The sequence below is a fragment of the Duganella sp. Dugasp78 genome, from assembly GCF_059491455.1.
Window position 1 is genome coordinate 5,766,408 of the sequence record NZ_CP168506.1, and the last position, 24,202, is coordinate 5,790,609.

Below are 24,202 nucleotides of genomic sequence, written 5' to 3' on the forward strand. Positions count from 1 at the left end.
CGGACCGGCCGCTTGGCGTTGCTGATGGCGCACCGGACCGGCATACCCCCTTTTCACATCCATTCAATCCAAGGAGCCTCGAACATGAACTTCCCTACCATCCACCGTGTCGTAACCGGCCATGACGCCGACGGCAAGGCCATCATCAGCAGCGACGGAGCGCTGCCGACGGTGGTCGAATTATCGGCCATCCCGGGCACCGTCTTCCATGAAGTGTGGAACACCGGCGCCACGCCAGCCACCATCGGCAACGGCGCCGATCCGACCACCGGACCGCTGGTCCTGCCACCGCCCAAGCTGGGCACACGCATCCGTTACGTCGACATTCCGCCCGACACCGAGGAGTACCTCGCCCATGGCGCGGCGCGCATGAAGGAGGCGTTCGCCCAGATCGGCGACGCGAACGCGTCCACGGTCGGGGCCGGTTCGCCCCACCCGCTGATGCACCGCACCGAGTCGATCGACTATGGGATCGTGATCGAGGGTGAACTGACCCTGGTGCTCGACGACACCGAAGTGGCACTGCGCAAGGGCAGCGTGGTGGTCCAGCGCGGCACCAACCACGCCTGGGCCAACCGCTCCGGTGCGCCGTGCCGCATGCTGTTCATTCTGGTCGACGGCAGCTACGAGCCGGCCATCGCCGCCAAACTGTCATGAAATTCGCCACTGTGCAAGACCACACTGTCGACGGGCGCCTGCTGATCGTGTCGCGCGACCTGGCGCGCTGCGTGGACGCCGGCGCCATCGCACCCACGCTGCTGCACGCGCTACAGAACTGGCGTACCGTGGAAGGTCCGCTGAGCGCGCTGTACGACGCCCTGAACACGGGGGCGGTCGCCGGCCAGCCATTCGAGCCGCGCAACTGCGCCGCTCCGCTGCCGCGCAGCCCGCAATGGTGCGACGGCTCCGCTTTCCTCAATCATGCGCATTTGATGGAGCAAGCCTTCGGCACGCCGCCCATACCCGACCTGCTGACCGTTCCCCTGATGTACCAAGGCGCCAGCGACGACATGCTGGGGCCGCACGCGAACGTTCCCCTGCCCAACGAGGCTGACGGCATCGATTTCGAAGGCGAGTTCGGCGTCGTCGTCGACGCTGTCGCACTGGGCAGCACCGCACAGGCCGCGCTGGACAGCGTGCGCCTGCTGGTGCAGTTGAACGATTGGAGCCTGCGCGCGCTGGGACCGCGCGAAATGCGCACCGGCTTCGGTTTTCTACAGGCGAAGCCCTCCACCAGCTTCGCACCGGTCGCCATCACCCCGGACGAGCTGGGGAAACACTGGCGCGACGGGCGCGTGCAGCTGGAACTTCACGTGGAATGGAATGGCGCGCGCTTCGGCCAGCCGCATGGCGGCGAGATGCACTTCGGCTTTGGCGAACTGATCGCCCACGCCGCCCGCACCCGCCGCCTCTCGGCCGGGACCATCATCGGCACCGGCACCGTCTCCAATGCCAGTCGCGCGGCGGGTTCGGCCTGCATCGCCGAGCGCCGCGTGATTGAGATCGTGGACGGCGGCCACGCCAGCACGCCCTTCATGCGTTTCGGCGACCGGGTGCGGATGGAGGCGCGCGCGCCCGGCGCCGCAGCCGGCGCCGGCCCGTTCGGCGTGATCGAGCAGCAGGTGACCAAGGCGGAGCGCGCCGCATGAGCCACATCCTCATCACCGGCGCGAACGGTTTTGTCGGCCGCGCACTGGTCCGGCAACTGCGCGCCACGACCGCACACACACTCACGCTGCTTGACCACCGTTTCGACAACCCGCCGCCGTCCGGCGTGCGCCACCTGCAGGGGTCGCTGATCGACGCCGCCGTACTTGAACGGGCTTGTCAAGACCGCCCCGACACGGTCTTTCACCTGGCCAGCGTACCCGGCGCATTAGCTGAGCAACAATATCAGCAAGGCTACGAGGTCAACCTGCAAGGCACGCTGTCGCTCGCGCACCGTCTGGCGGAACAGGGTCACGAATCCGGCCGCCCAGCGCGTTTGGTTTTCGCCAGTTCTATAGCCGTGTATGGTGAGCTTGGCAGCAGCGCGGTGCACGAGCACCAGGAGACGCATCCCGCGCTCAGCTACGGCGCGCACAAGTTGATGGCCGAGATCGCGTTGGCGGACCTGAGCCGCCGTGGCGCCCTCGACGCCGTAAGCCTGCGCCTGCCCGGCATCGTGGCCCGCCCCCCGGCGGAGTCCGGACATGGCTCGGCTTTCATGAGCCTAATCATGCGCAAGCTTGCCGCCGGACAGTCCTATGTCTGTCCCGTGCCGGCGCATGGCACCGCGTGGTGGATGTCGCTGCCCTGCTGCGTCGCCAACCTGCTACACGCCGCGGCGATGTCCACCACTGCGGCGCCGGCTTCCCGCAGCTGGCAGCTCCCCGTGCTCACCTTGAGCATCGAGGACGTGTTGGCCGCGCTGGTGCGCCGTTACGGCCCGCAATGCCGGGAGCTAATCGACTATCAGCCTGACGAGCGCATCAGCGCGCTGTTCGCACGTATGCCGCCATTGCACGCGCCGGCTGCACTGTCGGCGGGCTTCCGGCATGACGGGAGTGCGGACAATCTAATCCAGGCGTCGCTCGAATGAAAAGCTTGAAACTTTCCGCACGAGGAACTGTAGCGACAGCTATCCGGGCAGGACGTGATGGCCTGACTCTCACCTGGAACTCTCCTGGCGTGCCGGACCGATGCAACGCCAATCAATCAAGTTGGTGATTATATTTGATCTGCGATTGCGGTCGGTTTTCCAACAGCCTATTATAAATTTCCAACCATAAAACTATTCCAAAGGAAGCGAACTATGACACGTCGTCTCACCCCGGTTGCCCTCGCCTGTATCACCATGCTGCTGGAATCGGGTGCAGCCTTTGCGCAGCAGGCCGAGAGCGCCAAGCCGGTCCCGGCTCCAGCCGCCAACGCGCCGCTTGCCGACACCACAGCGAACAGCGATGCATCGAGCGCACAACTCGACGTGGTCACCATTACCGCCCAGCGACGCTCGGAGATCCTTTCAAAATCTCCGGTCGCGGTGACTGTCCTGAGCCAGAAAGCCATGGATGCACAGGGCATCACGGCCGTCGCCGACATCGTGACGACGGTGCCGAACCTGCAATCGGCCAGCAACGGCTTCGCGATTCGCGGCATTGGCAATAACAACGCTTTCGCTGGCTTTTCGACAGTGGCGGTCCAGGTAGACGGCATTTACGAGCCGAACTACTCGGCCTTGGGCCTTGGCGCCTACGATGTCAACCGCATCGAGGTCTTGCGTGGCCCGCAGGGCACGGTCTACGGCCGCAATGCTACCGCCGGCGTCGTCAACATCTATAGCACCAAGCCTGTCAATAAGTTCCTGGCCTTCGGCGATGTCGAGTACGGCAATTTCAATGATGCCACTGTCCGCGGCGTCGTCAACGTGCCAGTCAGCGACAGCCTGCAATTGCGCGCTTCAGTGCTGAAGCGCACCAGCGATGGCTACGACGACGGCGGAGCATCGTCGAGGAAATACGGCGCCATCGACCTGCTGAGCGCCCGTGTGGCTGCGGCGTGGGAGCTGACACCAGACCTGACCTGGAATGCGTCGCTAAGCCATGCCGAAAACAAGGGCACGCTTTCCGAAGCACATCGCATCAGCTACTCCTACTTCCCGAACGCGAATATCGCCACGGGCACGTTGGGCAAGCCAGTCGTCGTGACACCGGCCGGCAATATTCTCGGCGACCGCGCAGTGAGCGACATCGGCAGAAATCTCCAGCAGTCCGCACTGCGCTCGTCACTGGCCTGGACGATGAACGATCACTGGACTTTGACTTATCTCGCGGGCGCGTCGCGTCTGGTGGACAACGGCAAGCTATTGGCGAATGGCTGGATTTCCTTGACCTCCAAGGACCTGGCCACCCGAACCAGAAGCCATGAACTGGATCTGAACTACGAATCCGATCGCCTGAAGATGGTGGCCGGTTTGTATTACTACCACGACCAGCAAACCGGCTTGAGCAACGTCAGCATTGGCGACATCCTGCCGTCGCCCTTTGCTGCGGTGTTGCCGCCCTATATGGTCCTGGCACCTGGCCAGGGATCCGAGCCTTCGTCCTTTGGTTTGGTCAACTTGATCGGACGCGCCAACGACGTTTCCAACACGTCGAAGGCGGCATTTGCGCAGGCAACCTATAGCGTTGCCGACGCATTGCGGCTCACCGGTGGTCTGCGCCACACGGAGGACCATACCAACGACGACGCTGACAACCAGGTGTGCGGCTACGGTTCAGTGAAGGAGCTCACGCCTGGCCTGAGCTGTGGCATGCCATTCGGTCCCCCCACGCACGCCGCTGCCGCCGGCAGCTGGTCCAATCTCAGCTGGAAGACGACGGCGGAATACGATATGTCGAAAGAACACCTGTTCTATGCCACCGTGGCGACCGGCTATCGTGGCGGCGGCGTAACCCCCAACGTGGCGCCGCAATATACGGTGTACAAACCGGAAACGCTGACCAATTTTGAGCTGGGCTGGCGCGGCCTGCTGCTGAATAACAGCCTCAGTCTGAATGTCACCGTGTTCAATATGAACTACAAGGATCTGCAGGTGACCACGTTCGGGAAAGACAACACCGGCACCAATTTCCCGGTGACGGGCAACGCGGCCGCCGCCAAGCTCAAGGGGGCGGAGTTCGAAGCCGACTGGAAAGTGACCCGCAATGACCAGTTGCAGGGCTTTATCGCTTATCTGGACGCCCGCTTTGGGAAGGTCGCCGACGCCGCCGACGACTCGAATAATTTGTCCAGTTCGTACAACAACTTCGCCCCGACACCGATTCCGAACGGGATTATCAACAATTCGGGGAACCGCCTGCCGAACGCACCGCGGATCAGCCTGCGAGCGAAGTATGCGCATGACTTCAACTTGGGCGCCCATGGCAAGCTGACGCCTTCGATCCAGGTCTACTGGCAGGCGAAGAGTTTCACTACGCTGGACAATCTCAGCGATCCGGCGCTCGGCGGACGTTCGGCCTACAGCAAGACCGACTTGAATCTTGACTACACGACTGCGGACGGACGATGGTCGGTCAATGCTTTCGTTCACAACGCGGAAAACAAGACTGTTTACGGCTCGACGTATGTGGTGGCGGCGGTCAGAACGGCCGACTATCTGCCGCCGCGCACCTTCGGCGTCCGGGTTGGCTACAACATGAAATAACCGGGCATGGCGTTTGCCCTACTGCTCGGGATCAGTTGCCAGCGCCGCGCTGGCAACTGATCCGGCCAAGACGCGCATGGTCGCGAGCCTTCGCCGCAGGGAACTTCCTTCGTGGTGAGAGTCAAGAAAGCGGGACGGAAATCGCATGGGCGAACTGTGGCAGCAAGCGGCTTTCCTGTTCGGGGCTCGCGGAAGATCTTCCCCCTATCGACCAACCACTGCAATCGCAGAAACCCCATTACAAGAGAGCGCGCTGTATGCACGAAAATTCCGATTTGACCAGCTCTGCGATCAGCATCCTGAAAGATCTGATCGCGTTTGACACGACATCCAGGAACAGCAATATCGCATTGCTGAACTACGTAGAACATTTCGCCGGATTGCACGGTGGGGTTTGCCGGCGTATTCCCAATCGGGAGGGAAGCAAGGCCAATCTATTGGTTCGCTTCGGACCCGCCAGCGACGGCGGGATCGTTCTGTCCGGTCATACCGACGTCGTCCCCGTTGATGGCCAGGACTGGCATACCGATCCATTCCAGCTGACCGAAGTGGACGGAAGGCTTGTCGGTCGCGGAACGAGTGACATGAAAAGTTTCAGCGCCTGCGCGATGGCGGCGGTATCGCTTCTGGCGTCAGACCGGGCCTTGAGGCGGCCACTCTATCTCGCGCTCTCCTATGATGAGGAGGTCGGCTGTCTGGGCGCGCCCGACATGATCGAGGTCATTCGCAACGAATGCCCACAGATCGATGCCGTCATCATCGGCGAACCCACCAGCATGAAGGTCGTCTCCTCCCATAAGGGCATCGTTTGCTACCAGGTGGATGTGACGGGGCACGAGGCCCATTCAAGCCTGACCCATCTCGGCCTATCCGCAAACCATGTCGCGGCGCGCCTGATGAACCGCCTGTTGGCGATCGCAGATGACCTTGCACGCGGCATCGATGACGCGTCGCCGTTTGAACCGAAGCAAGCCACACTCACCATCGGTATGATGGCAGGAGGAACCGCCATCAACATCCTGGCCCGAAAGTGCCAGTTTTCGTTCGACCTCAGATGTCGTCCTGTCGATGATCCGGTAGCGATCCTCCAACCTTTCTTCGACGAGGTCGAACGCGTCACCCGTGAGGCCAGGGAGCGTTTTCCGCACGCCGGCGTGAAGACCATGCGCGTGATTGATGTCCCCGCCTTCGGTGGCGAGATCAACCAGCCGGCCATCGAGCTTGCGCGCAATCTGGCGGGCGACGACGCGTGCATCCGGGTGGTGCCCTACGGGTCAGAAGCTGGACAGTTCCAGACCCACCATTTCCCCACCGTGATCTGCGGGCCCGGGTCGATCGAACAAGCCCACCAACCCAATGAATTCATCGACAAGGACCAGATCGGCCTGTGCATGGCATTCATGTCCAAGCTGGTTGAGCATTGCGCCAACGAGGGCGAAGGCTCGTGACATTGGATCTCACGCAATCGCACGCATCGATTGGGCGCACCATTGCGGCCGCGGCTATCGGCGGTGCCCTCGAATGATAGGACTTGACTGATCGTCATCGCCAGACCAATACAGGGTTGCTCCGCTGGCGGAGAGATGGGTAGTGCGACCGCATTCCTGGCCGAGTACACGCCGCTGCGGCAGCGTGCCTGATGCTCTAGTGAGGTTCAGGCCAGCATCGGCGTTGCGGTGCTGCTGGGTGCGGCCGTGGGCACCTTCGTTACCAGCTTGCTGGGCACGGAAGCGTTGCACAGTTGGGGTTGGCGTCTACCATTCCTGCTCGCCATCGTGATCGGTCCAGTGGGTTTTTACATTATTCCGTGGTCGGTGGCTTGGCGATCTGATCCTGATGCGGCCATCAGCTGTATCGGCACACGTTTCGTGCACGAACCTGACTACCTGAAAAAGCATCGATATGATCAACATACTCCTCAAAGGCGGAAACGTTCTCGATCCTGCACATGGCAGCATGCTCCACCGTCATGATGTGTTGATTGAAGACGACCGCATCATCGAAGTATCGGCGACACCGATCGACGCGCCCGCCGCGCACTCGATCGACGTCAGCGGCAAGACCGTCATGCCGGGCCTGATCGACTGTCATGTCCACGTGCTGGCCTCGATTGCCAATCTCGGCCTGAACGCGGTGCAGCCCAACGTGCTGGCAGCCATTCGCGCCCTGCCCATCATGAAAGCCATGCTTGACCGTGGCTTCACAACCGTACGCGATGCCGGCGGCGCCGATTGGGGCCTGTCGCACGCGATCGCCACAGGCCTGGTGCCGGGGCCTCGCATCTTTCCATCCGGCAGAGCAATGTCGCAGACCGGCGGCCATGGCGATTTTCGGCCGCGCTCGGATGTACTGGAACCGTGTTCATGTGCCTTCCGTGCCGGCGCCATCGCGCGCGTGGCCGACGGCGTTGACGCGGTGCGCGTTGCGGTACGCGAGGAAATCCAGAAGGGCGCGACCCAAATCAAGATCATGGCGTCGGGCGGGGTCGCCTCGCCGACCGATCCGATCGGCAATACCCAGTACAGCGAGGACGAGATCCGCGCCATTGTTGCCGAAGCCGAGGCCGCGCAGACGTATGTGATGGCACATGCTTATACAGGCCGGGCCATCGCCCGAGCGGTACGCTGCGGCGTGCGTACTATCGAACACGGCAATCTGGTCGACCGCGAGGCAGCGGCGATCATGCGCGACCATGGTGCCTTCGTCGTGCCCACCCTCGTCACCTACGACGCGCTCGCCCGTGACGGCGCCCGCCTCGGCTTGCCGGCGGAATCGGTGGCAAAAATACAAACGGTGCGCCAGGCGGGCCGCGACTCGCTGCGCATCTATGCCGACGCCGGCGTGCCGATGGGTTTCGGGTCCGACCTGCTGGGCGAGATGCACAGCCACCAATCCGACGAGTTCCTCATCCGAGCCGACCTGCTTGGCAATTTGGAGGCGATCCGCTCGGCCACTTCGATCGCGGCCGCCATCCTTCAGCGCGAAGGAGAGCTCGGCACCATCCGCGCTGGCGCCGTGGCAGACCTGATTGTTGTGGATGGCAATCCGTTGGCGGACATCAGCCTGCTCACAGGCCAGGGAGAACATATCAAACTGGTGATGCAGGCCGGTCGCCTGTACCGGCAACCTGGCTAGAGCGCGGCTTCCCGCGCCTGGCGGCAACCGGCGCATTCAACTTCTCCCGGAATATTTGCCTTCCGCTTTGGTAACCCCGACGAGGCGAGCTATTCGGCATCGGCGAGCGCCCACTCGAAATCATGCGCACCCGAGCCCACCTCGTGCGTCGTGCCATCCCCCAATCGAACAGTCGCCCGAGTACCGGGCGGCACCGTGATCTGCAGATGAACCGTGCGCCCCAGAACGCGCCAGCCGCTTTTCGCGCGCCCGAACGGCGTGTCGACAGTAGCCGACGCGTGTGTCAGACCGCCACCGACGCACGGTGCGATGCGGATGCGCCGATAGCCCGGCTCCGACGGCGCCAGGCCGGCGATGCCCTCCACCAACCAGGCCGCGACTGCGCCCAGCGCGTAATGGTTGCGTGAGCCATGGGCCTTGCCGTTCTTGCGGCAACCCTCCCAGGTTTCCCAAATGGTGGTTGCACCGTGATCGACCTGGTAAAGCCATGACGGACTGGACCTTTGCAGCAGCAGGCGGTAAGCCACGTCCTGCCGACCGTGCGCTGCCAGCGTGGGCAGCAGCAGGGGCGTGCTGAGAAAGCCAGTGCCGAGGTGGTCACCCGCTGCCTCGATCAGCTCGATCAACCGCTGCAAGGCATTGGGCTGCTGCGCGGGGGGGAGCAGGTCGAACGCCAGCGCGCGTACATAATCGTCCTGCTTGTCCTCGCCGATGCGCCGTCCGTCCTCGCGGACGAACGCTCGCAACCACGCGTTGCGTACTTGCGCCGACAGCTGGTCGTATCGCGACGCATCGTCTTGCAGTCCCAGCGTTGAAGCGGCCTCGCCCAGCAACCTCGATGAATTCGCCAAGTACGCGGTGGCGACCACCGCGCTGGGAAACAGCAATGCCTTGAGCATGGCCAGCGGACCCACCACCTCGCCGGGGCGCAACCATTCGCCGAAATGGAACCCGCCCTCGACGACGAAGCGCCGCCAGTCGTCGTCTCTTCGCAACGCGGCGAACCGGCGGCGGGTGTTCCGTGCCAGGCCCGCCAGGAAATCAACCCAGCGCTTCATGCTTTCGTACTGGCGCGCGAGCACGATGCTGTCGCCGTAGTAGCGATGCAGGTTCACGGGGACAAGCACGCTGGCGTCGCCCCACCCCGCGGAGATGGAAAACTTGTTGAGGACGCCCGAAGGCGGGCCTGAGAACGCGGACGTCTCGCTGGGGATGAAAGGCGGGACGCGCCCATCGGGGTGCTGCTCCAGCGCCAGGTTGCGAAGATAGCGCCGCAGGTACGCCTGCGCGTCCACCAGGGTGGCGGCGGTCGCAGCGAAAACCTGGATGTCGCCGGTCCAGCCTGAGCGCTCACGCGTGGGGCAGTCCGTGGACGTATCCATGAAGTTGGACCTCAGGCTCCAGAATACGTTGCGATGCAGCTGATTCAGGCTGGCGTTGGAGCAGTCGAAACTTCCCGCGACGGACAGATCCGACGAGATGACAACGCCTTCGACGTCCTGCGGTTCCAGAGCAAGCGCGAGGCCTTCGACCTCCATGTACCGGAAGCCGTGCACGGTGAACCAGGGTTGGAACCACTCTTCCTTCTCGCCCAGCGTCACCTGGTCGCATTGGACCGGGTGCTTCATGAACGGAACGTCCAGATAGTGTGTGTCGAGCTCCCCATCGACGGTGAGCAGTTCACTGAACGCGAGGCGGACCCTCTGGCCTACCTGCCCACGCAGACGTACGCGTGCCACGCCCGCAAAGTTCTGTCCGAAGTCGACGATCTGCTTGCCTGAAGGCGTTCTGTCGATTCGTTGCGCGGACAATCGATCGATGACCCGCACGCGACCAAGTTCCTCGGCGATGAGCCGGCGTTGCGAAGACGCCAACCGGCGGCATGGCTGGAAACCGGCGGGCTCGGCCGACTTACGGCTCCAGTCGTGCTCCGGCAAGCGCAGGTCCACCTGTTCTCCATCCTTCGGGTCCGAAGACAGAATGCGCCCCGGTCCCACCGTCCAGCTCGTGTCGGTCTGAAAACAGAGTGTGCGTCCGTCCTCGAGGTCCACGTGCAACTGGGCGATGGCCGCATGGCGATCACCGTAGCGCGGCGACTGCGGGACCAGGCCGCCCAAGCGCCCCCGAAAGCGACCGTCCGCGACGACGATGCCGAGCACATTCGATCCCACACCGAGCGCTTCGGTCACGTCATACGTCTGGTACTCGACCAGATGGTCGAACGGTGTCCAACGCGGCACCAATGCCGGACCGGTTATGTCTTGTCCGTTGACGAAGAGGCGGTACCAGCCCAACGCGCTGACATAGGCCCTTGCGCGCACCACCTTGGCGGGCAGGTCCGCCACTGTCCGGAAGTACCGGGCGGCTTTGTCGCCCTCGGCCGTTGGCGCCTCCGTCGAGATCCATTGGGCTGTCCAGTCGCCGGGGGCGAGCATCGCCGTCTCGAACCAGCTGACCGCGCTCCACTCACCTTGCACATCGCGGCCATCCCAAAGGCAAACACGCCAGAAGTAGCGCTGCCGTGAAACCAGGGGAATGCCTGCGTATACGATTCCAAACTGATCATGGGTGCCTACCTTTTCGCTATCCCAGACGCATTCCTGAAAACCGGCCTCCCGCGCGACCTGCAATCTGTATGCGGTTTGCAACACACCGTCCGAAGTCGCTTGCAGCTTCCATGCGAACTCGGGCTGCGCAGTGTCGACACCCAGGGGAAATTCGATCGCGTTCGTCTTCAACGTAAACGCCTTCGCCTGGCCGGATTTGACCAGCGTGGCAGGTGTTTGGGTCATGGTTTGCCTTTCAACGACATAGGTTAACTGAGATAATTGCCTTTTTATTGCTGGGCTTGCCAACATGCATGATGTCACACTGCGCGCTCTGCGCATCTTCGAGGCGGTCGCCTCTGCCAGCAGTGTGTCGCGCGGCGCCGAGCTGATGGAGCTGACGCAGTCCGCCGCGTCCCAGCAGATACGCTCCCTGGAAGAAGAGATCGGAGCAAAACTTTTCGATACTCAATCGCGACCGATCCAACTGACCGATGCCGGCCGCGAACTGTTGCGACACACGAGGATCATCCTGGCCCAACTGAACGTGGCCGCCGATGCGCTCAGCTCCCTCGAAGGTGAGTTCAAGGGGCAGTTGCATCTGGGTGTCGTTTCTCCTGCACACTATTTCACGCCCCGGCTGATCACCGCGTTCAGGCAGCAATTCCCGCAGGTGCGGATCAAGCTGTCGGTGGAAAAACGCGATCGGCTTCTTGTCATGCTGGCGGAACATCAGGTCGACCTGGTGCTCGCCGGATTCCCGCCGGCCCAGACCGAGGTGGAGGCTGAGGCTTTCGCTCGCCATCCCCATTGCCTGGTGGCGCGTCCAGACCACCCGCTCGCAGGGCGCCGCGGCATCACATGGACCGAGCTGCGGGACGATCCGTTCATTTTCCGGGAAACCGGCTCCGCCACGCGCCGCTTCCTGGAACATCTGCTGCAAGTGCAAGGGCTGCAGGTCAATGCCCACATCGAACTGCACGGGAATGAAACCGTTAAGCAGGCTGTCATGGCCGGCATGGGGATCAGTTTTCTGTCCGCGCACGTCTTCCAGATCGAACTGCAGGCCGGCCAGATGGTCGTGCTGGACGTGGTCGACATGCCAAAGTGGCTCGACTGGTGCGTGTTGAGCCGCCGCGAGCAAGGCGTGCCGGTCATTCGCGACGCGTTCCGTCAGTTCGTGTTGAAGGAAGGCGCCCGGCACGCGGCTTGCGATATTGGCCTCCTCCCATAGCGTGGCGCGACCGGTGTTTTCATCACGGGGCTGCGCCGTCTCGCCCCGACCGAGCGGGCCGTGGCCGCCAAAGACGATGCCGCACAGCCCCGGTGGCGCGGCATCGTCTTTGGCGAGGTGCCGACCGGGTTCGTAGCCGGGCCGCGGCCGCGCCACCGGGCCGCTAAACACCGGCTCGATGCTCTCCACGCAGTGGCCCATGGCCGCGACAGCGATGACGCCCTCAGGATACATGTGCTCCACGCGCGCGTACCGCAGCGCAGGTTGCGGCTAAGGCGCTGGACGCCGCGCTTGAGCGATAAAGAAGCCGATTCGGCTCAGTCAGGCAGGCGCCATACTGGACATCACGGTGAGGATCGGACTTGGTTTCGGTCATACAGGCTCGGTGGTAAGGTCGTCGCGGCGAAGCGCCTGGAGACAGCCTGCACTTTACGGAACAAAGACATTGACGACAAGGCATGCCGCCTACTGCAATTGATTAGCTTGTCTTATGTGCGCTCCCCCGCAGCTAATTTGACGCGCTGAGCTGTCCGCTCGCATTCGGACCTGCGTCCTGACCCCGGCCTGCTGCCAGCGCCCCCGTGCCGACAATCATATAAGACGGCCTAATCCTTTGCAGTAGGCAGGCTGCCTTGTCGTCGATGTCCCGCTGCTATACAGTGGGGGACACTTCCACAGCGCGTCGTTCGCCGGTGGACAAGACAAAAAACGCAAAGGAGATAGACCCCATGCTCGATCCCGAAGTAGTCGCCGCCATGCGGCGTGTGATTCCCAAATGGGCACCGCCGGTGTACATGTTGCCGGTGAAATGGATGCAAAAAGGATCGAACAAGGCCACCTCGCCGTTGCCCACGCGGGCGGTTGGCGCCGTGCGCGACCTTTCCATCGACGGGCCCGGCGGCGCGCTGCCACTGCGCATCTACCAAGCAAAGGGCGAGAAGGCGTCGCGGCCGCTGGTCGTGTTCATGCACGGCGGCGGCTGGGTGCTGTGTGGCCTGGAGAGTCACGATGAAATTTGCCGCAACCTGTGCGCGGAGCTGGACTGCGTCGTGGTGTCGGTGGACTACCGGCTAGCGCCCCAGCATCGCTTTCCGGCGGGGGCGGACGACTGCCTGGCCGCCACGCGCTGGGCGGCGTCCCACGCAGGCGAACTGGGCGCCGACGCCGCGCGCATGGCGCTAGTTGGCGACAGCGCCGGCGGCACGCTGGCCATCGCCACCGCCCTACGCTGGGCGGCCGAAGGACGACCCGCTCTGCGTGCGCTGGCGCCGCTCTACCCCGCGGCCGACCTGCGCGCGCCCAGCAACCATGCTTCGCGCCTGGAATTCGGCACGCGCAAAAGTTTCGGCCTTACCCCGCGCGACATGGCCTGGTACACAGGCAGCTATGTGCGCAACCCCGGCGACGTGCTGCACCCCTGGGTCTCGCCGCTGCTATCGCCCGATCTGAGGAGTTTGCCGCCTTGCCTGCTGGTAACAGCGGAAGTCGACGCGCTGCGCGACGAAGGCGCAGCGTTGGCGCGAGCCATCGCCGCCGCTGGCGTGAAGGTCGACTATCGCTGCTTCCCCGCATTACCACATGGTTTCATGAGCTTTGCCGCGGCGCCGGCCGCGCGCCGCGCCATCGACGACGTCACCGCGGCACTGGCAAAGCTGCTGGAGCCCGAACATCCATGAAAATCGCCCAGGAAAAAAACGGGGTTGAATTGGTGCTGGAGCACCAGCGGCATTCAAAAAAGGATGTAGCCATGCTCGACCCAGAAGTGACCGCCATGATGCGGCGGATGGTCCCCATATGGGCGCCACCGATGCACTGGGTTCCGCTGAAAATGTTGCGCAACTTGATGAGGAAGATGTCCGTAACGGCGCTGCCCAAACGGCCGGTTGGCTCGGTGCGCGACGTCTCCATCGACGGGCCCGGCGGGCCACTAATGCTGCGTATCTACCAGCCCGAGGGTGAGAAGGCGGCGCGACCGCTGATCGTATATTTCCACGGCGGCGGCTGGATCATCGGTGACGTGGAAGGTGAAGATGGGGTCTGCCGCGATTTCTGCGCGGACCTGGACTGCGTGCTGGTATCGGTGGAGTACCGGCTTGCGCCCGAGCATCGCTTTCCGGCGGCACCGGACGACTGCCTGGCCGCGACACGCTGGGCCGCGGCCCGCGCGGACGAACTGGGCGCCGACGTCACGCGCCTGACGCTCGCCGGCGTCAGCGCGGGCGCCACGCTTGCCATCACCACCGCCTTGCGCTGCGCCGCCGAAGGCGGACCGGCTGTGCATGCGATTGCGCCGATCTGCCCCGTGACCGACCTGCGCGCCCCAAGCATTCATGCGTCGCGGCGGCAATTCGGCACCCGCCAATACGGCCTGACCGCGCGTGCCGTTGCCTACTTCCGGGGTCTTTACTTGCGCGCCCCCGACGACGCGCTGCACCCTTGGGTCTCACCGCTGCTGGCGTCCAACCTGGGTAGCTTGCCGCCTTGTCTGTTTGTGACGGCCCAATGCGATCTGCTGCGCGACGAGGGCGCGGCGCTGGCCGACGCCATCGCCGCTACGGGAGTAAAGGTCGACTATCGTTGCTACGCCGCGTTGCCGCACGCCTTCGTGGGCATAAGCGAGGTGCCGATCGCGCGACGCGGCCTCGACGACATCATCGCCGCACTAGCGAAATTGTTGGGGCCCGCCAATTCCACGAGTACAGCGCCCGCAGAAGCATGGCCATGAGTCGATGAAGCTCGAAGGGTCCCCCGTCACCAATGGCTCGTTGCGGTTGAACTGCAAGAGCTGATTGGTCGCAACGCGACGTGGGGCCCAATGTGCGGATCAATACCAGCGCCGCCTGAGACGTTCGAGCTCTCCAGTAGCTTGCATCTGTTCCAAGGCCTGACGCACGCGCTCGATCGTCCTGCCATCGAGATGTTTGCCGAGCGTGAAATACAGCTCGGCTCTTCCCATAACAGCGGGCAGCACGCGCACTCGATCGGCCACCCCCGCTTGCAGCAGCGCCTCGTTTATCCCCTGCGCGCGCAACAAGAGGAAACGCCCCCTCCCCCGCAGCAGCTTTTGTAGGTTTTGGGTCGATGTCGCCGAGCCGGTGTCATAATGGATACCGCTGATCGAAGCCAGCATTCCGCCCGCGAACAATCCCCGGTTGCCTAAGACAATACCGTTGCCTCCGAGCTTACGCACATCGTCCCAGCCGGCGATATCGACGGCATCGTTGGCGCGGGCCACCAGCACAAAGTCTATGGTTAGAAGCGGCGGGCCAATAAAGATCAATCGCTTGTCGCGCTCCGGGGTATGAGCCAGTCCGCAGCCGGCATCCTGCTTGCCGGCATACAGCTCGCTCAATACTCGTATCACTGGCATCCAGCGCAAACCGCCTACAAACCGCAGATCGGGTGCGGCGCGTTCCAGTCCGCTAAGCAGGTCGACACAAAGACCACTCACACCTGCGCCATCACTGACGTACTTAGGTGCCGTCTCTTCCTGTGCCGCCACGCGCAACTCGACCTCAGCGCCCGCCACGGCCATCCGTGCCGTTACTAGGCAGGCAAAAATCAGAGCGCAATGGCTGGACTTACCGTAACGATGCATGGCAGTATCGATCATAGATTTGCGTGATCAGGACCGTCCCGCACGCGGCCTGAATCTTTGCCCAAACGGGCTCTCATACTAGCGAACCGAAGCACCACGCGGTGACTAAAAAGTCTCCCAGCCGTCTTCCCTGGACGGGCGCGCGGCTACCTTGGGTGGCACCGGTTGAGCCAACCGGATCGACTGGCCTGCGCTCGCTAATTCCGTGCGCCGCGCCGGAATAGCGCGGATCTCCGCCGATACCAGCCTGAACGCCCTCACCACCTCGCTCAAGCGGAACGCCAACTGATGGGAAAGCGCCCAGCGGCGTATCTCGGCCAAGGCGGTGTGCAGGCCCTTGGTCACCCGCACATCAGTCCTTATAGATGCCGCAACTGACCACCAGATCCTCGTATTTTTCCAGGTACGTCGCTTTCATTCTGATCTGCTTGGTCAGCGGATCGGGCCAGCGGTAGTCCTGCCACCCCTTGCCCTTGGTGCGGGCAAGTTCGAAGCGTTCCTTGCCGATGGACTTGCCATCGGCATCCTTGATATCGTTCAGGTTCTTGCCGGCGATTTTTGGATTGGCGCCGTTGGCGCGGGTGACGCCATCCATGCCGCTGATGAACACATACATGTCGCGGTCCTTGTAGCGCGCGTTGCCAGCCTGCACCTGTTGGATGACTTTCTCCTTGCCGTCTTTCTTCATGTCCTCGATAACTTTTTTGACCATCGCGACAGCCTCGTCGGGCGTTCCCCGATCCGAGCCAGCGGCAGCCACTCCGGCCAGACTGAGCAGCATCGACGCGATCGTCAGTTTAAAAATCGTGCGCATAATTCCCCCGTTTCTTTATGGTGTGAATGGACGCGGCCGGTCGGCCGCCGTGTCAAAAGCTATGTCTGAGGCCGATAGCCTCGCTGCCGGCGGAGGCGGCGCCGCTGCGTTTGTCGCGCGAGTAGACCGCATAGACGTCGGTGCGCTTCGACAGCCGGTGGTCGTAGCCAAACGACGATGTGGTGCGGAGCGTGTCAGCCACGCGCGGCGCCTCGATACGTGAGCAAGCGATCTCCGCCATCAACGCGCCGGCCGCCGAGACCGGCACCGAAACGCCGAGGTCGCCGGTGCGGGTGGAACGGCCGCCATCGATCCGTGTGCGCGATCCGTTGCCGTAGACCCGGAGGGGGCCGAAATCGTAGCTGGCGCCGCCGAGCACGACCTTTTGCTCGATCGCCAGCGGCGTCAGGACATTGACCCGCAAGCGCTGCGCCGACAGCGCCGCCACGAAAGCGCCGCTGGTATACATGCCATGCAGGCCGAGATTGGCCACCCCGGCGCTGCCGGCCACTTCGCCGGGGCCGTACTGCACCATGCCGCGGAATCCACTGACAGTCGGCATTGTGTATTGGACGACGTTATTCCAGACCGTGTCGCCGAGCACGTTGCTGCCGTAAGTGGCGACGAAGGTTTGCAGCACCAGGGGCGAGAACACCACCGACGAGCCGAACGGACTCAGTTGGGTCATCGCGGCATAGGCCGGATTGGTCTGGCGTCCCAAGGTCAGGCGCCCCCAGCCTCCTTCCAGGCCAACCCAGGCGTTGCGGGAGAACAGGGGATCGGCCGCGCTGCGGCCTTGTTCGCCGGTATCGGGACGGAAGAAGCTCTCCAGCGAATAGACTGCATTGAAGTCGCCGCCCAGGGCTTCCTTGCCGCGGAAGCCAAGAAACGAGGTGGTCAGTCCACCGCCGTTGACTTGCATGACGGCAGCCGCATCGCCGCTGCGTTGCATTTTCCCAGCGTAGGCGCCGACCAGCCCGTAGACCTCGAGCGATGATTGGGCGTGGGCATCGATTCCCGCGCCACAGGCAAAGCTGAGCGCCACCAGCATGGACAAACGGTTCTTATTCATATCGTCTCCTTGTCTCCTGGTGTGAGCCTAGACTACACCAGGTAATTCTTCACAGCAAATAAATTGTCCGCACAGGTCCTGAATCGCCACAGTCGACGCCGTCGCGAGTCGCGCCACTTATGGGGAAACTCTTCGAGCGAGCGATTGCTCGTTTCGAGCATGCGCCAGCTCGCGATGAGCCCGACGACGGTGACGCCAGCGAACACCAGAAAGACCCTGGCGATCCCCTCCTTGCCAGCACCACGCCGACTATCGCCGGCCGATCCGCTGACGCGCGCCGAGACCGTATGCTTCGACGTCCTGGACCGGCTGCCGCTGGTGCTGTTCTGGCGCCCCAACTCCTGGCGTGACCGACTCGACCAGCTCGCTGCCGAGCGCGGCATAGCGCTCGATGTGGCGGCCGAAGCCGATTCGCTGGCCCTGCAAACCAGAATCGTCAGCGATGGCGGTATTTATGCGCTGCTGGGGCCATATGCGATCGCCGGGGGCCAAGGTTGAATTGCGCCTGCGGGCGGCGCGTGCGGTGGAGCCGGAATTGTCTCGCCACATCGCCCTGGCCATGTCGCGCCACGGCCATCTTAGCCTTGCCGGGCGCACCGTCATAAAATTGATCGAGAATGGCGCCTCGGGCGTCTGGTGACAGGGTGCCGCAAGTGTGTCGCTCCGCCAGCGCATCACGCTTTCGGGGCCGCCCCGGCCTGTTCGCTTTCGATCATTTTGTCGAGCACGCGGCGCGCGCGCACTGCTGCGGCATCGCCAGGCAGGAGTACAGGTTTGAGCGACCAGAACGGCGCTTGTCCCATCATGTTCTGCTGTGCTTCAAGCATCGGCAAATCTTCATTCGTGAAGGGCACCGCCAGACCGTCTACCTGCTGCTGCGCAATCGTCGCGCCCATCTCGCCCATGGCCTTGGGGACACAAAAACTGAACCAATAGTGCGTGGTGGTATCCGTCTCGGGTGCGAACAGGTGCGGCAGCGGATACGATCTGCCTTCAGCGCGCTCACCACCGGCGGGCACCGCGCCGGCATCGAGCAACATGGAAGCAGGTGCGTCCCAGCGCACGTCAATCCAGCGGTCCACCAGCACACCGTGTGGTATCCCCATTGCTTCGTAGAGAAAGTCCGGCATTTTCTCAGCATGGGTCTTACGTTTAGACAGCACTGTATCGCCGTGCTGTTCCACCGACGTGACGGCATCGCTGACCGCCGAACTGCCCAGCGTGCCGGGATGCAGGAATTCGATATGAGACAGATCCATGATGTTGTCGGTTTCCAGCACATAGTTGGCGCGCGCATGCAGGTAGCGCTTGCCCACGTAAAAATGTTGGGGATCCATGCAACTAAAGTCCGGCAACTTCGACTCGTCCGCCAGCTCTGCCGCCCCCATCCAGATCCACAGCATGCTGTACTTTTCGATCACTGGGTAGCTGCGCACGACGGCGGCGCGCGGAATGGTGCCGTCACCATGCGGGTTGTGCATGCACTGTCCCTGGCCATTGAACTTCAAACCATGGTAAGGACACTGGACGCCGCCTTCGACCCGCTTACCCATGTGCAGCGGAGCAAAGCGGTGGGGACACCGGTTGGAGATAGCCTGTACCTTACGAGTGTCATCGCGAAAAAACAAAATCGATTCGTTCAGCAAGGTGCGCTGGAACAGCGCATCATCTTGCACTTCATTGTCCCAAGCGGCTGGATACCAGGCGTTGCGCAGAAAACTCATCTTTATCTCCTTCATTTTATTAACATTATGTCAGCGACGTTCACATTCATTGGGACGCCCGCTTCGCCCAGCGCTCCGAGCTGATACAGGAACGGGGCACCCGACGCAGACACCCCTGCCCCCCGGCGCCGAAAGCCGATATGGTTTTCCTGTGAACTTGCGGGCGCAGCGCGTTGCTGGCTCAGACGATGCCGCTGCTGCTGGCGCCCGCTTTAGCCGGACGTTCCACGCCCTTGTTGGCGCGATAGCCCGCCCCGCGGTAGCACCCGACAGGGTCGATGGCGGCACCGGCGCGCAGCCTCGCCATGGCCAGTATGGCGCTGACATCGGTGCGAAACGCCTGCTTGAGCGTCTGCGCCGCCTGCAGCACGTCGTTTGACTCCTGGTAGTGTTTGAGGGCGGCACGGTCGACCAGCGCCGCCTGAACAAATGCCCGTTGCACTTCCACCGCACTGCTCATCAGGCTTTCGATCGGATCGGTGACATTGTGCGACTGGTCGAGCATGTAGGATGGTGAAAACGTCGCGCCATCGCGCTCGGCCACGTCGGCCAGTTCATTAAATACGAGGAACAACTGGAACGGGTTGATGCTGCCGGAATCGAGGTCGTCGTCGCCGTATTTGCTGTCATTGAAGTGAAAGCCGCCCAGCTTGCCGAACTGCGCCAGGCGCGCAACGATCATTTCGATATTAGTGTTGGGCGCGTGGTGGCCGAGGTCAATCAGGCACTTCGCCTTCGGCCCGAGCGCGTTGGCGCAGGCGTAGCTGGTGCCCCAGTCGGCGATGGTGGTCGCATAGAATGCCGGTTCGAACAGTTTGTGTTCGATATACATATTCCAGTCGGCCGGCAGCGCGGCGTAAACGCCGCGCATGCTGTCCAGGTAACGCTCGAGCGCGCCGCGCAGATTGTGCTGACCAGGGAAATTGGCGCCATCGCCGACCCAGACCGTCAGCGCCTTCGAACCCAAGGCCCGGCCCAGTTCGATGCACTCGATATTGTGCTTGACCGCCTGGTCGCGCACTGCGGCGCTAGTGGAGGTGAGGCTGCCATATTTGTAGGTTTCAAGTTGGCCGGCCTGGTCCTGGAAGGTATTCGAGTTCACCGTATCGAAACCCAGGCCGTAGCCTTCCGCCACTTCGCGCAGGGCGGCTGGGTCGTTGGTGCTGTCCCATGGGAAGTGCAACGAGACAGTGGGTGTCGCCATTGTCAACTGGTGAATGACGCCGCAGTCTTCGAGCTTTTCAAAGACATTGCGCGGTTCGCCCAGGCCCGGAAAGCGCGCGAAGCGGGTACCGCCGGAGCCGACGCCCCAACTTGGCAGCGCCACCGCAAACGTCTGCGCCAGGGTGGTCAGTTGGTCGATGTCCAGGCCGCGGCGCGTCAACATGGCGCCCAGCGCCGCATAGTCCGCATCCAGGTTCGCTTGCAGACCAGCGTTGTGCCTGGCCACCAAGTCGCGATCGATGAGGTTGTTCATGGTGTGTCTCCTGATAGCAGGCTGGATGACCGGCTGGCCTCCGCCACTGCTTGTTATTGGTGCAAAATGCATGGGGCATGCGCGATTGCCGCTGGTGCGCATGCCGTTGCGACACTCAGCGGGTAAAAGCGGCCGCATTGCCCGCGTCGACGTTGAGGATGTTGCCAGTACTCTTGGCCGATTTGTCGCTTGCCAGGAAATATACGGCTTCAGCGATGTCTTCCGGCAGCACGCTGCGCTTGAGCATGCTGCGCTCGCGATAAAACTCCTCGATATTGTCCGAGTCGATCTTGTTCGATGCCGCGCGCTCCTGCTTCCACTTGCCATCCCATATGCGCGAACCGCGGATGACGGCATCCGGATTGACGACGTTGACGCGAATGCCGTGCGGCGCGCCCTCCAGAGCAACGCAGCGCGCCAAGTGAATCTCGGCGGCCTTGGCGGTGCAATAGGCCGCCGCGCCGGCCGATGCCACCAGCCCGTTCTTACTTGCGACGAATACCATGCTGCCACCCAGCCCCTGCTGCTTCATGATACGGAAGGCGCTGCGGCTGACCAGGAAATAGCCGGTCACGAGAATCGACTGATTGCGTTCCCAGATTTCCAGTGTGGTTTCCTCGAGCGGTGCCGACGAAGCGATACCGGCGTTCGAAACGAGCAGGTCTACGCCGCCGAACTGCAGGGCGGCTGCGCTCAGGATGGCCTCGACATCGTCTTCACTCGTGATGTTGGCGCGCACGGTGGCGACGTTGTCGCGTCCTGCGACCTTCATCAGCGCTGCGTGCGCCTCTTCCAATGCACCGCTGTCGATATCGGTTAGCATGACGCAGGCGCCTTCTTGCAGAAACTGTCGAGCCACAGCCTGGCCAATGCCGCCGGCGCCGCCGGTGACCAAGGCGATGCGCCCGGCCAGGCTCTTCGGTTTGGGCATGCGTTGCAGCTTCGCTTCCTCGAGCAACCAGTATTCGATGTCAAAGGCCTCCTGCTCCGGTAAGCCGACATAACGGTCAACACCGTTAGCGCCGCGCATCACGTTGATCGCATTGACGTAGAATTCGCCGGCGATGCGCGCGGTGGCCTTATCCTTGGCGAAGGAGAGCATGCCGACACCGGGGATCAGGTAGATGATGGGATTGGCATCGCGCACGGCTGGGCTGTTGTCGTGCTTGCAGCGCTCGTAGTAGGCGATATAGTCGGCGCGGTAAGCGGCCAAGCCGTCGTCCAGGCTTGCGACGAGCTGTTCGAAGTCTGGCTTACTCGGGTCGAATGCGATCACGTAGGGACGGATTTTTGTGCGCAGAAAATGATCGGGGCAGGAAGTGCCCAGCGCGGCCAATGGCGCCAAATCAGCGCTGCAGACGAATTCGAGCACAGCAGCGCTGTCGTCGAAATGGCCGAGCTTGAACTCTTCCTTGCTGATCTTCCCGCGCAGCAGCGGCATCAGGCGCGCGGCCAGCGCTGCGCGTTGCGGTCCAGGCAGTGCGCTGAACTTGCTGCCTCCAAATGCGGGAAGCTTGGCGTTTGCGCTAAGCCATTCCTCGGCGCGCCGGATGATGCCCACGGTGACCAGATAGCAATCGTGCGCGGTGTCACCCCACGTAAACAGGCCGTGGCCTTCGAGGATGATGCCCTTGAGGTGAGGCTGGGCGTCAGCCAACGCCTCCAGTTTGAGGCCCAGATCGTAACCAGGACGTTGCCACGGCAGCCACCCCAATTCACCCTCGAATATTTTTTCCGTCAACGCCTCGCTATCGGCACAGGCGGCGATCGCGATCACCGCATCCGGATGCATGTGGTCGACGTGGCGGCGTTTGATGTAGGCGTGCAGTGGCGTATCGATGCTGGCCGCGCGCGGGTTCAGATCGAAGGTGCAGTGCGGCAGGTACGCCACCATCTCGTCTTCATTGGCAAGTCCGCGGTACCGCTTCTTCAGGTCGTGCAACTTGTCCATATACAGCGTGGAAAAGCCGTCGAGCTTGATGCTGCCAAGGTCGCCGCCGGACCCTTTCACCCACAGCACCTCGACCTGCTCGCCGCTGAGGCTATCGGTCATGGCGATTTTGGCCGACGTATTGCCACCGCCGAAATTGGTAATGCGCATGTCCGAACCGAGCAGATTCGACCGGTATAACAATAATTCAGGTTCGCTCAAGGTGGCGGCGAAGGCGTCGTCCCATCGCGAGGCGATCGGTGCCTGAGGCGCGGTTTCAGCAGTTGCGGTCATGCGATTTCTCCGTGGTTTATCAGTGCGTGGAATCAGCGAAGGCGTGCTGCGTGTTCGGTCGGTTGTTTGCAGCGCCAACGCAACAGGGACAAGTAGAATGCAGCGGCTGAACCGTGTCAATCCAGCTTCGATCAGAATGCTGACCGAAGCGCAAATAATCAAAAACTTGATTAAAGAACCAATCAACGAATTGATTGGAACTCGAAATAATCAACAGATTGACTGAGTGAATATTGACAGGATCCGCTCAAATGCTTAGCCTGAGTGACCGACCAAGAAGTTGTCCGTGATGACTGCTGGCGCAGGCCAGCGGCGCGCAGAGAGAGCTCACCAAGGAGACCACAGATGGTCAATCACAAACGTCGCAAATGTTTGCTGAAATTACTGTCGCAACACACGACGGCCAGCGTCGATCAACTGGTGGAATGGCTCAACGCCTCTCCCGCCACGGTCCGGCGTGACATTGCTTGGTTGGTGGAGCGCAAGCTACTCTTGCGCACCCGCGGCGGCGCCGAACACCTTCCCCAAAAACAGCGCAATTTCGGGCTATCCAGTGAAGCATTCGACAAAAATATTGAAGCGGCCGCGCCGGAAAAACGGGCTATTGCGCGAAGAGCGGCGGGCATGTGCGCCGATGGCGAAACGATCATCATCAACGGCGGTACGACCACGTTCATGATGGGCGAATTCCTGGTCGACGCCCAGCTCAAGATACTGACAAATTCTTTTTTGATGGCGGAACGGCTGCTGCGCACCAGCGCCAATGAAATCATTGTGCCCGGCGGCAAGGTCTATCGCGAGCAGAATGTCATTCTGAGTCCCTTCGACAGCGATATTACCCAGCATCACTACGCGGCCAAGATGTTCATGGGCGTCTATGGGCTGTCGATGTTGGGCTTGATGGAGGCCGATCCGCTCTTGATTCAGGCGGAAAAGCGCCTGATCGGCCAGGCCGAGGAATTGATCGTATTGGCCGACAGCACCAAGTTTGGCCGCAAGACAGGATTGATCCTATGTGGCCTGAGTCGTGTGTCGTGCGTCATCACCGACAGCGGCGTGTCCGATGCCGCCGTTCAAATGCTTGAGCATGCTGGCGTGCGCGTCCTCGCGGTGGAGCCGGAGGCGCTTCCCGATCACGGCGTGGACGATCCCGGTTAACAATTTCCGCTTCACTCGTTGAAGCACAGAGCAAT

General features: G+C 62.4%; 19 protein-coding genes and 1 pseudogene. 13 read left to right on the forward strand and 7 right to left on the reverse strand.

What is annotated here, in order from left to right; translation table 11 throughout:
* Nucleotides 1-84 precede the first annotated feature (84 nt).
* The 7 genes and pseudogenes from ACEN9O_RS25510 (at nt 85) to ACEN9O_RS25540 (ending at nt 8,320) form a co-directional block, all read left to right on the forward strand.
* The gene (locus tag ACEN9O_RS25510) at nt 85-657 is read left to right on the forward strand and encodes a cupin domain-containing protein (protein ID WP_495614593.1); all 573 of its coding nucleotides are present in this window, start codon (nt 85-87) and stop codon (nt 655-657) included.
* Nucleotides 654-1,649 carry a fumarylacetoacetate hydrolase family protein gene (locus tag ACEN9O_RS25515; protein WP_495614594.1) on the forward strand — a complete coding sequence of 332 codons (996 nt, stop codon included), beginning with the start codon at nt 654-656 and terminating at the stop codon, nt 1,647-1,649. Before ACEN9O_RS25510 ends, ACEN9O_RS25515 begins: the two co-directional genes overlap by 4 nt.
* The gene (locus tag ACEN9O_RS25520; protein ID WP_495614595.1) at nt 1,646-2,581 is read left to right on the forward strand and encodes an NAD-dependent epimerase/dehydratase family protein; all 936 of its coding nucleotides are present in this window, start codon (nt 1,646-1,648) and stop codon (nt 2,579-2,581) included. Before ACEN9O_RS25515 ends, ACEN9O_RS25520 begins: the two co-directional genes overlap by 4 nt.
* 213 nt (nt 2,582-2,794) lie before the next feature.
* Complete coding sequence (locus ACEN9O_RS25525) at nt 2,795-5,185, forward strand: TonB-dependent receptor (RefSeq protein ID WP_495614596.1); 2,391 nt, start codon at nt 2,795-2,797, stop codon at nt 5,183-5,185.
* A 257-nt stretch (nt 5,186-5,442) separates the two neighbouring features.
* Entirely contained in the window at nt 5,443-6,633 is a 1,191-nt protein-coding gene (argE, locus tag ACEN9O_RS25530; RefSeq protein WP_495614597.1) for an acetylornithine deacetylase, read from the forward strand.
* Nucleotides 6,634-6,720: 87 nt separating this feature from the next.
* Nucleotides 6,721-6,987, forward strand: a pseudogene (locus tag ACEN9O_RS25535) (MFS transporter); the annotation flags it as partial.
* Nucleotides 6,988-7,087: 100 nt separating this feature from the next.
* Entirely contained in the window at nt 7,088-8,320 is a 1,233-nt protein-coding gene (locus ACEN9O_RS25540) for a metal-dependent hydrolase family protein (RefSeq protein ID WP_495614598.1), read from the forward strand.
* An 89-nt stretch (nt 8,321-8,409) separates the two neighbouring features.
* Here ACEN9O_RS25540 and ACEN9O_RS25545 read toward each other — a convergent pair whose 3' ends face one another.
* Nucleotides 8,410-11,112, reverse strand: coding sequence for a family 78 glycoside hydrolase catalytic domain (locus tag ACEN9O_RS25545; RefSeq protein ID WP_495614599.1), 2,703 nt, complete (start codon nt 11,110-11,112; stop codon nt 8,410-8,412).
* Nucleotides 11,113-11,176: 64 nt separating this feature from the next.
* On the opposite strand from ACEN9O_RS25545, the gene ACEN9O_RS25550 reads away from it, so the two are divergent.
* The 3 genes from ACEN9O_RS25550 to ACEN9O_RS25560 all read left to right on the forward strand — a co-directional run bounded on the left by ACEN9O_RS25550 (nt 11,177) and on the right by ACEN9O_RS25560 (nt 14,825).
* Nucleotides 11,177-12,100 carry a LysR substrate-binding domain-containing protein gene (locus tag ACEN9O_RS25550; RefSeq protein WP_495614600.1) on the forward strand — a complete coding sequence of 308 codons (924 nt, stop codon included), beginning with the start codon at nt 11,177-11,179 and terminating at the stop codon, nt 12,098-12,100.
* Nucleotides 12,101-12,828: 728 nt separating this feature from the next.
* Nucleotides 12,829-13,776, forward strand: coding sequence for an alpha/beta hydrolase (locus tag ACEN9O_RS25555; protein ID WP_495614601.1), 948 nt, complete (start codon nt 12,829-12,831; stop codon nt 13,774-13,776).
* Nucleotides 13,773-14,825 carry an alpha/beta hydrolase gene (locus ACEN9O_RS25560; RefSeq protein ID WP_495614602.1) on the forward strand — a complete coding sequence of 351 codons (1,053 nt, stop codon included), beginning with the start codon at nt 13,773-13,775 and terminating at the stop codon, nt 14,823-14,825. The genes ACEN9O_RS25555 and ACEN9O_RS25560 overlap by 4 nt, the downstream gene beginning before the upstream one ends.
* Before the next feature lie 99 nt (nt 14,826-14,924).
* Here the strand turns inward: ACEN9O_RS25560 and ACEN9O_RS25565 are convergent, their stop codons facing one another.
* The 3 genes from ACEN9O_RS25565 to ACEN9O_RS25575 form a co-directional block, all read right to left on the reverse strand.
* A complete protein-coding gene (locus ACEN9O_RS25565) occupies nt 14,925-15,713 on the reverse strand; it encodes a substrate-binding periplasmic protein (protein WP_495614603.1) in 789 nt (262 codons plus the stop codon).
* Nucleotides 15,714-16,050: 337 nt separating this feature from the next.
* Complete coding sequence (locus ACEN9O_RS25570) at nt 16,051-16,479, reverse strand: cache domain-containing protein (protein WP_495614604.1); 429 nt, start codon at nt 16,477-16,479, stop codon at nt 16,051-16,053.
* Nucleotides 16,480-16,564: 85 nt separating this feature from the next.
* Nucleotides 16,565-17,584: a porin gene (locus tag ACEN9O_RS25575; RefSeq protein ID WP_495614605.1), complete on the reverse strand. Its 1,020-nt coding sequence runs from the start codon at nt 17,582-17,584 to the stop codon at nt 16,565-16,567.
* 231 nt (nt 17,585-17,815) lie between these two features.
* Between ACEN9O_RS25575 and ACEN9O_RS25580 the strand changes: the two genes are divergently transcribed.
* Nucleotides 17,816-18,082: a LysR substrate-binding domain-containing protein gene (locus ACEN9O_RS25580; RefSeq protein ID WP_495614606.1), complete on the forward strand. Its 267-nt coding sequence runs from the start codon at nt 17,816-17,818 to the stop codon at nt 18,080-18,082.
* A 176-nt stretch (nt 18,083-18,258) separates the two neighbouring features.
* Here ACEN9O_RS25580 and ACEN9O_RS25585 read toward each other — a convergent pair whose 3' ends face one another.
* From ACEN9O_RS25585 to ACEN9O_RS25595, 3 genes are all read right to left on the reverse strand, one after another.
* Nucleotides 18,259-19,308: a Rieske 2Fe-2S domain-containing protein gene (locus tag ACEN9O_RS25585; protein ID WP_495614607.1), complete on the reverse strand. Its 1,050-nt coding sequence runs from the start codon at nt 19,306-19,308 to the stop codon at nt 18,259-18,261.
* A gap of 181 nt (nt 19,309-19,489) precedes the next feature.
* Complete coding sequence (rhaI, locus tag ACEN9O_RS25590; RefSeq protein ID WP_495614608.1) at nt 19,490-20,785, reverse strand: L-rhamnose catabolism isomerase; 1,296 nt, start codon at nt 20,783-20,785, stop codon at nt 19,490-19,492.
* 115 nt (nt 20,786-20,900) lie between these two features.
* Complete coding sequence (locus tag ACEN9O_RS25595; RefSeq protein ID WP_495614609.1) at nt 20,901-23,009, reverse strand: bifunctional rhamnulose-1-phosphate aldolase/short-chain dehydrogenase; 2,109 nt, start codon at nt 23,007-23,009, stop codon at nt 20,901-20,903.
* Between ACEN9O_RS25595 and ACEN9O_RS25600 the strand changes: the two genes are divergently transcribed.
* Both ACEN9O_RS25600 and ACEN9O_RS25605 read left to right on the forward strand, forming a co-directional pair.
* On the forward strand, nt 23,008-23,235 hold the full coding sequence (locus ACEN9O_RS25600; protein ID WP_495614610.1) for a hypothetical protein: 228 nt from the start codon (nt 23,008-23,010) through the stop codon (nt 23,233-23,235). The genes ACEN9O_RS25595 and ACEN9O_RS25600 overlap by 2 nt on opposite strands.
* Before the next feature lie 119 nt (nt 23,236-23,354).
* Nucleotides 23,355-24,167 (forward strand): DeoR/GlpR family DNA-binding transcription regulator, encoded by an 813-nt coding sequence (locus ACEN9O_RS25605; protein ID WP_495614611.1) that lies wholly within the window; start codon nt 23,355-23,357, stop codon nt 24,165-24,167.
* The last annotated feature ends 35 nt before the right edge of the window (nt 24,168-24,202 follow it).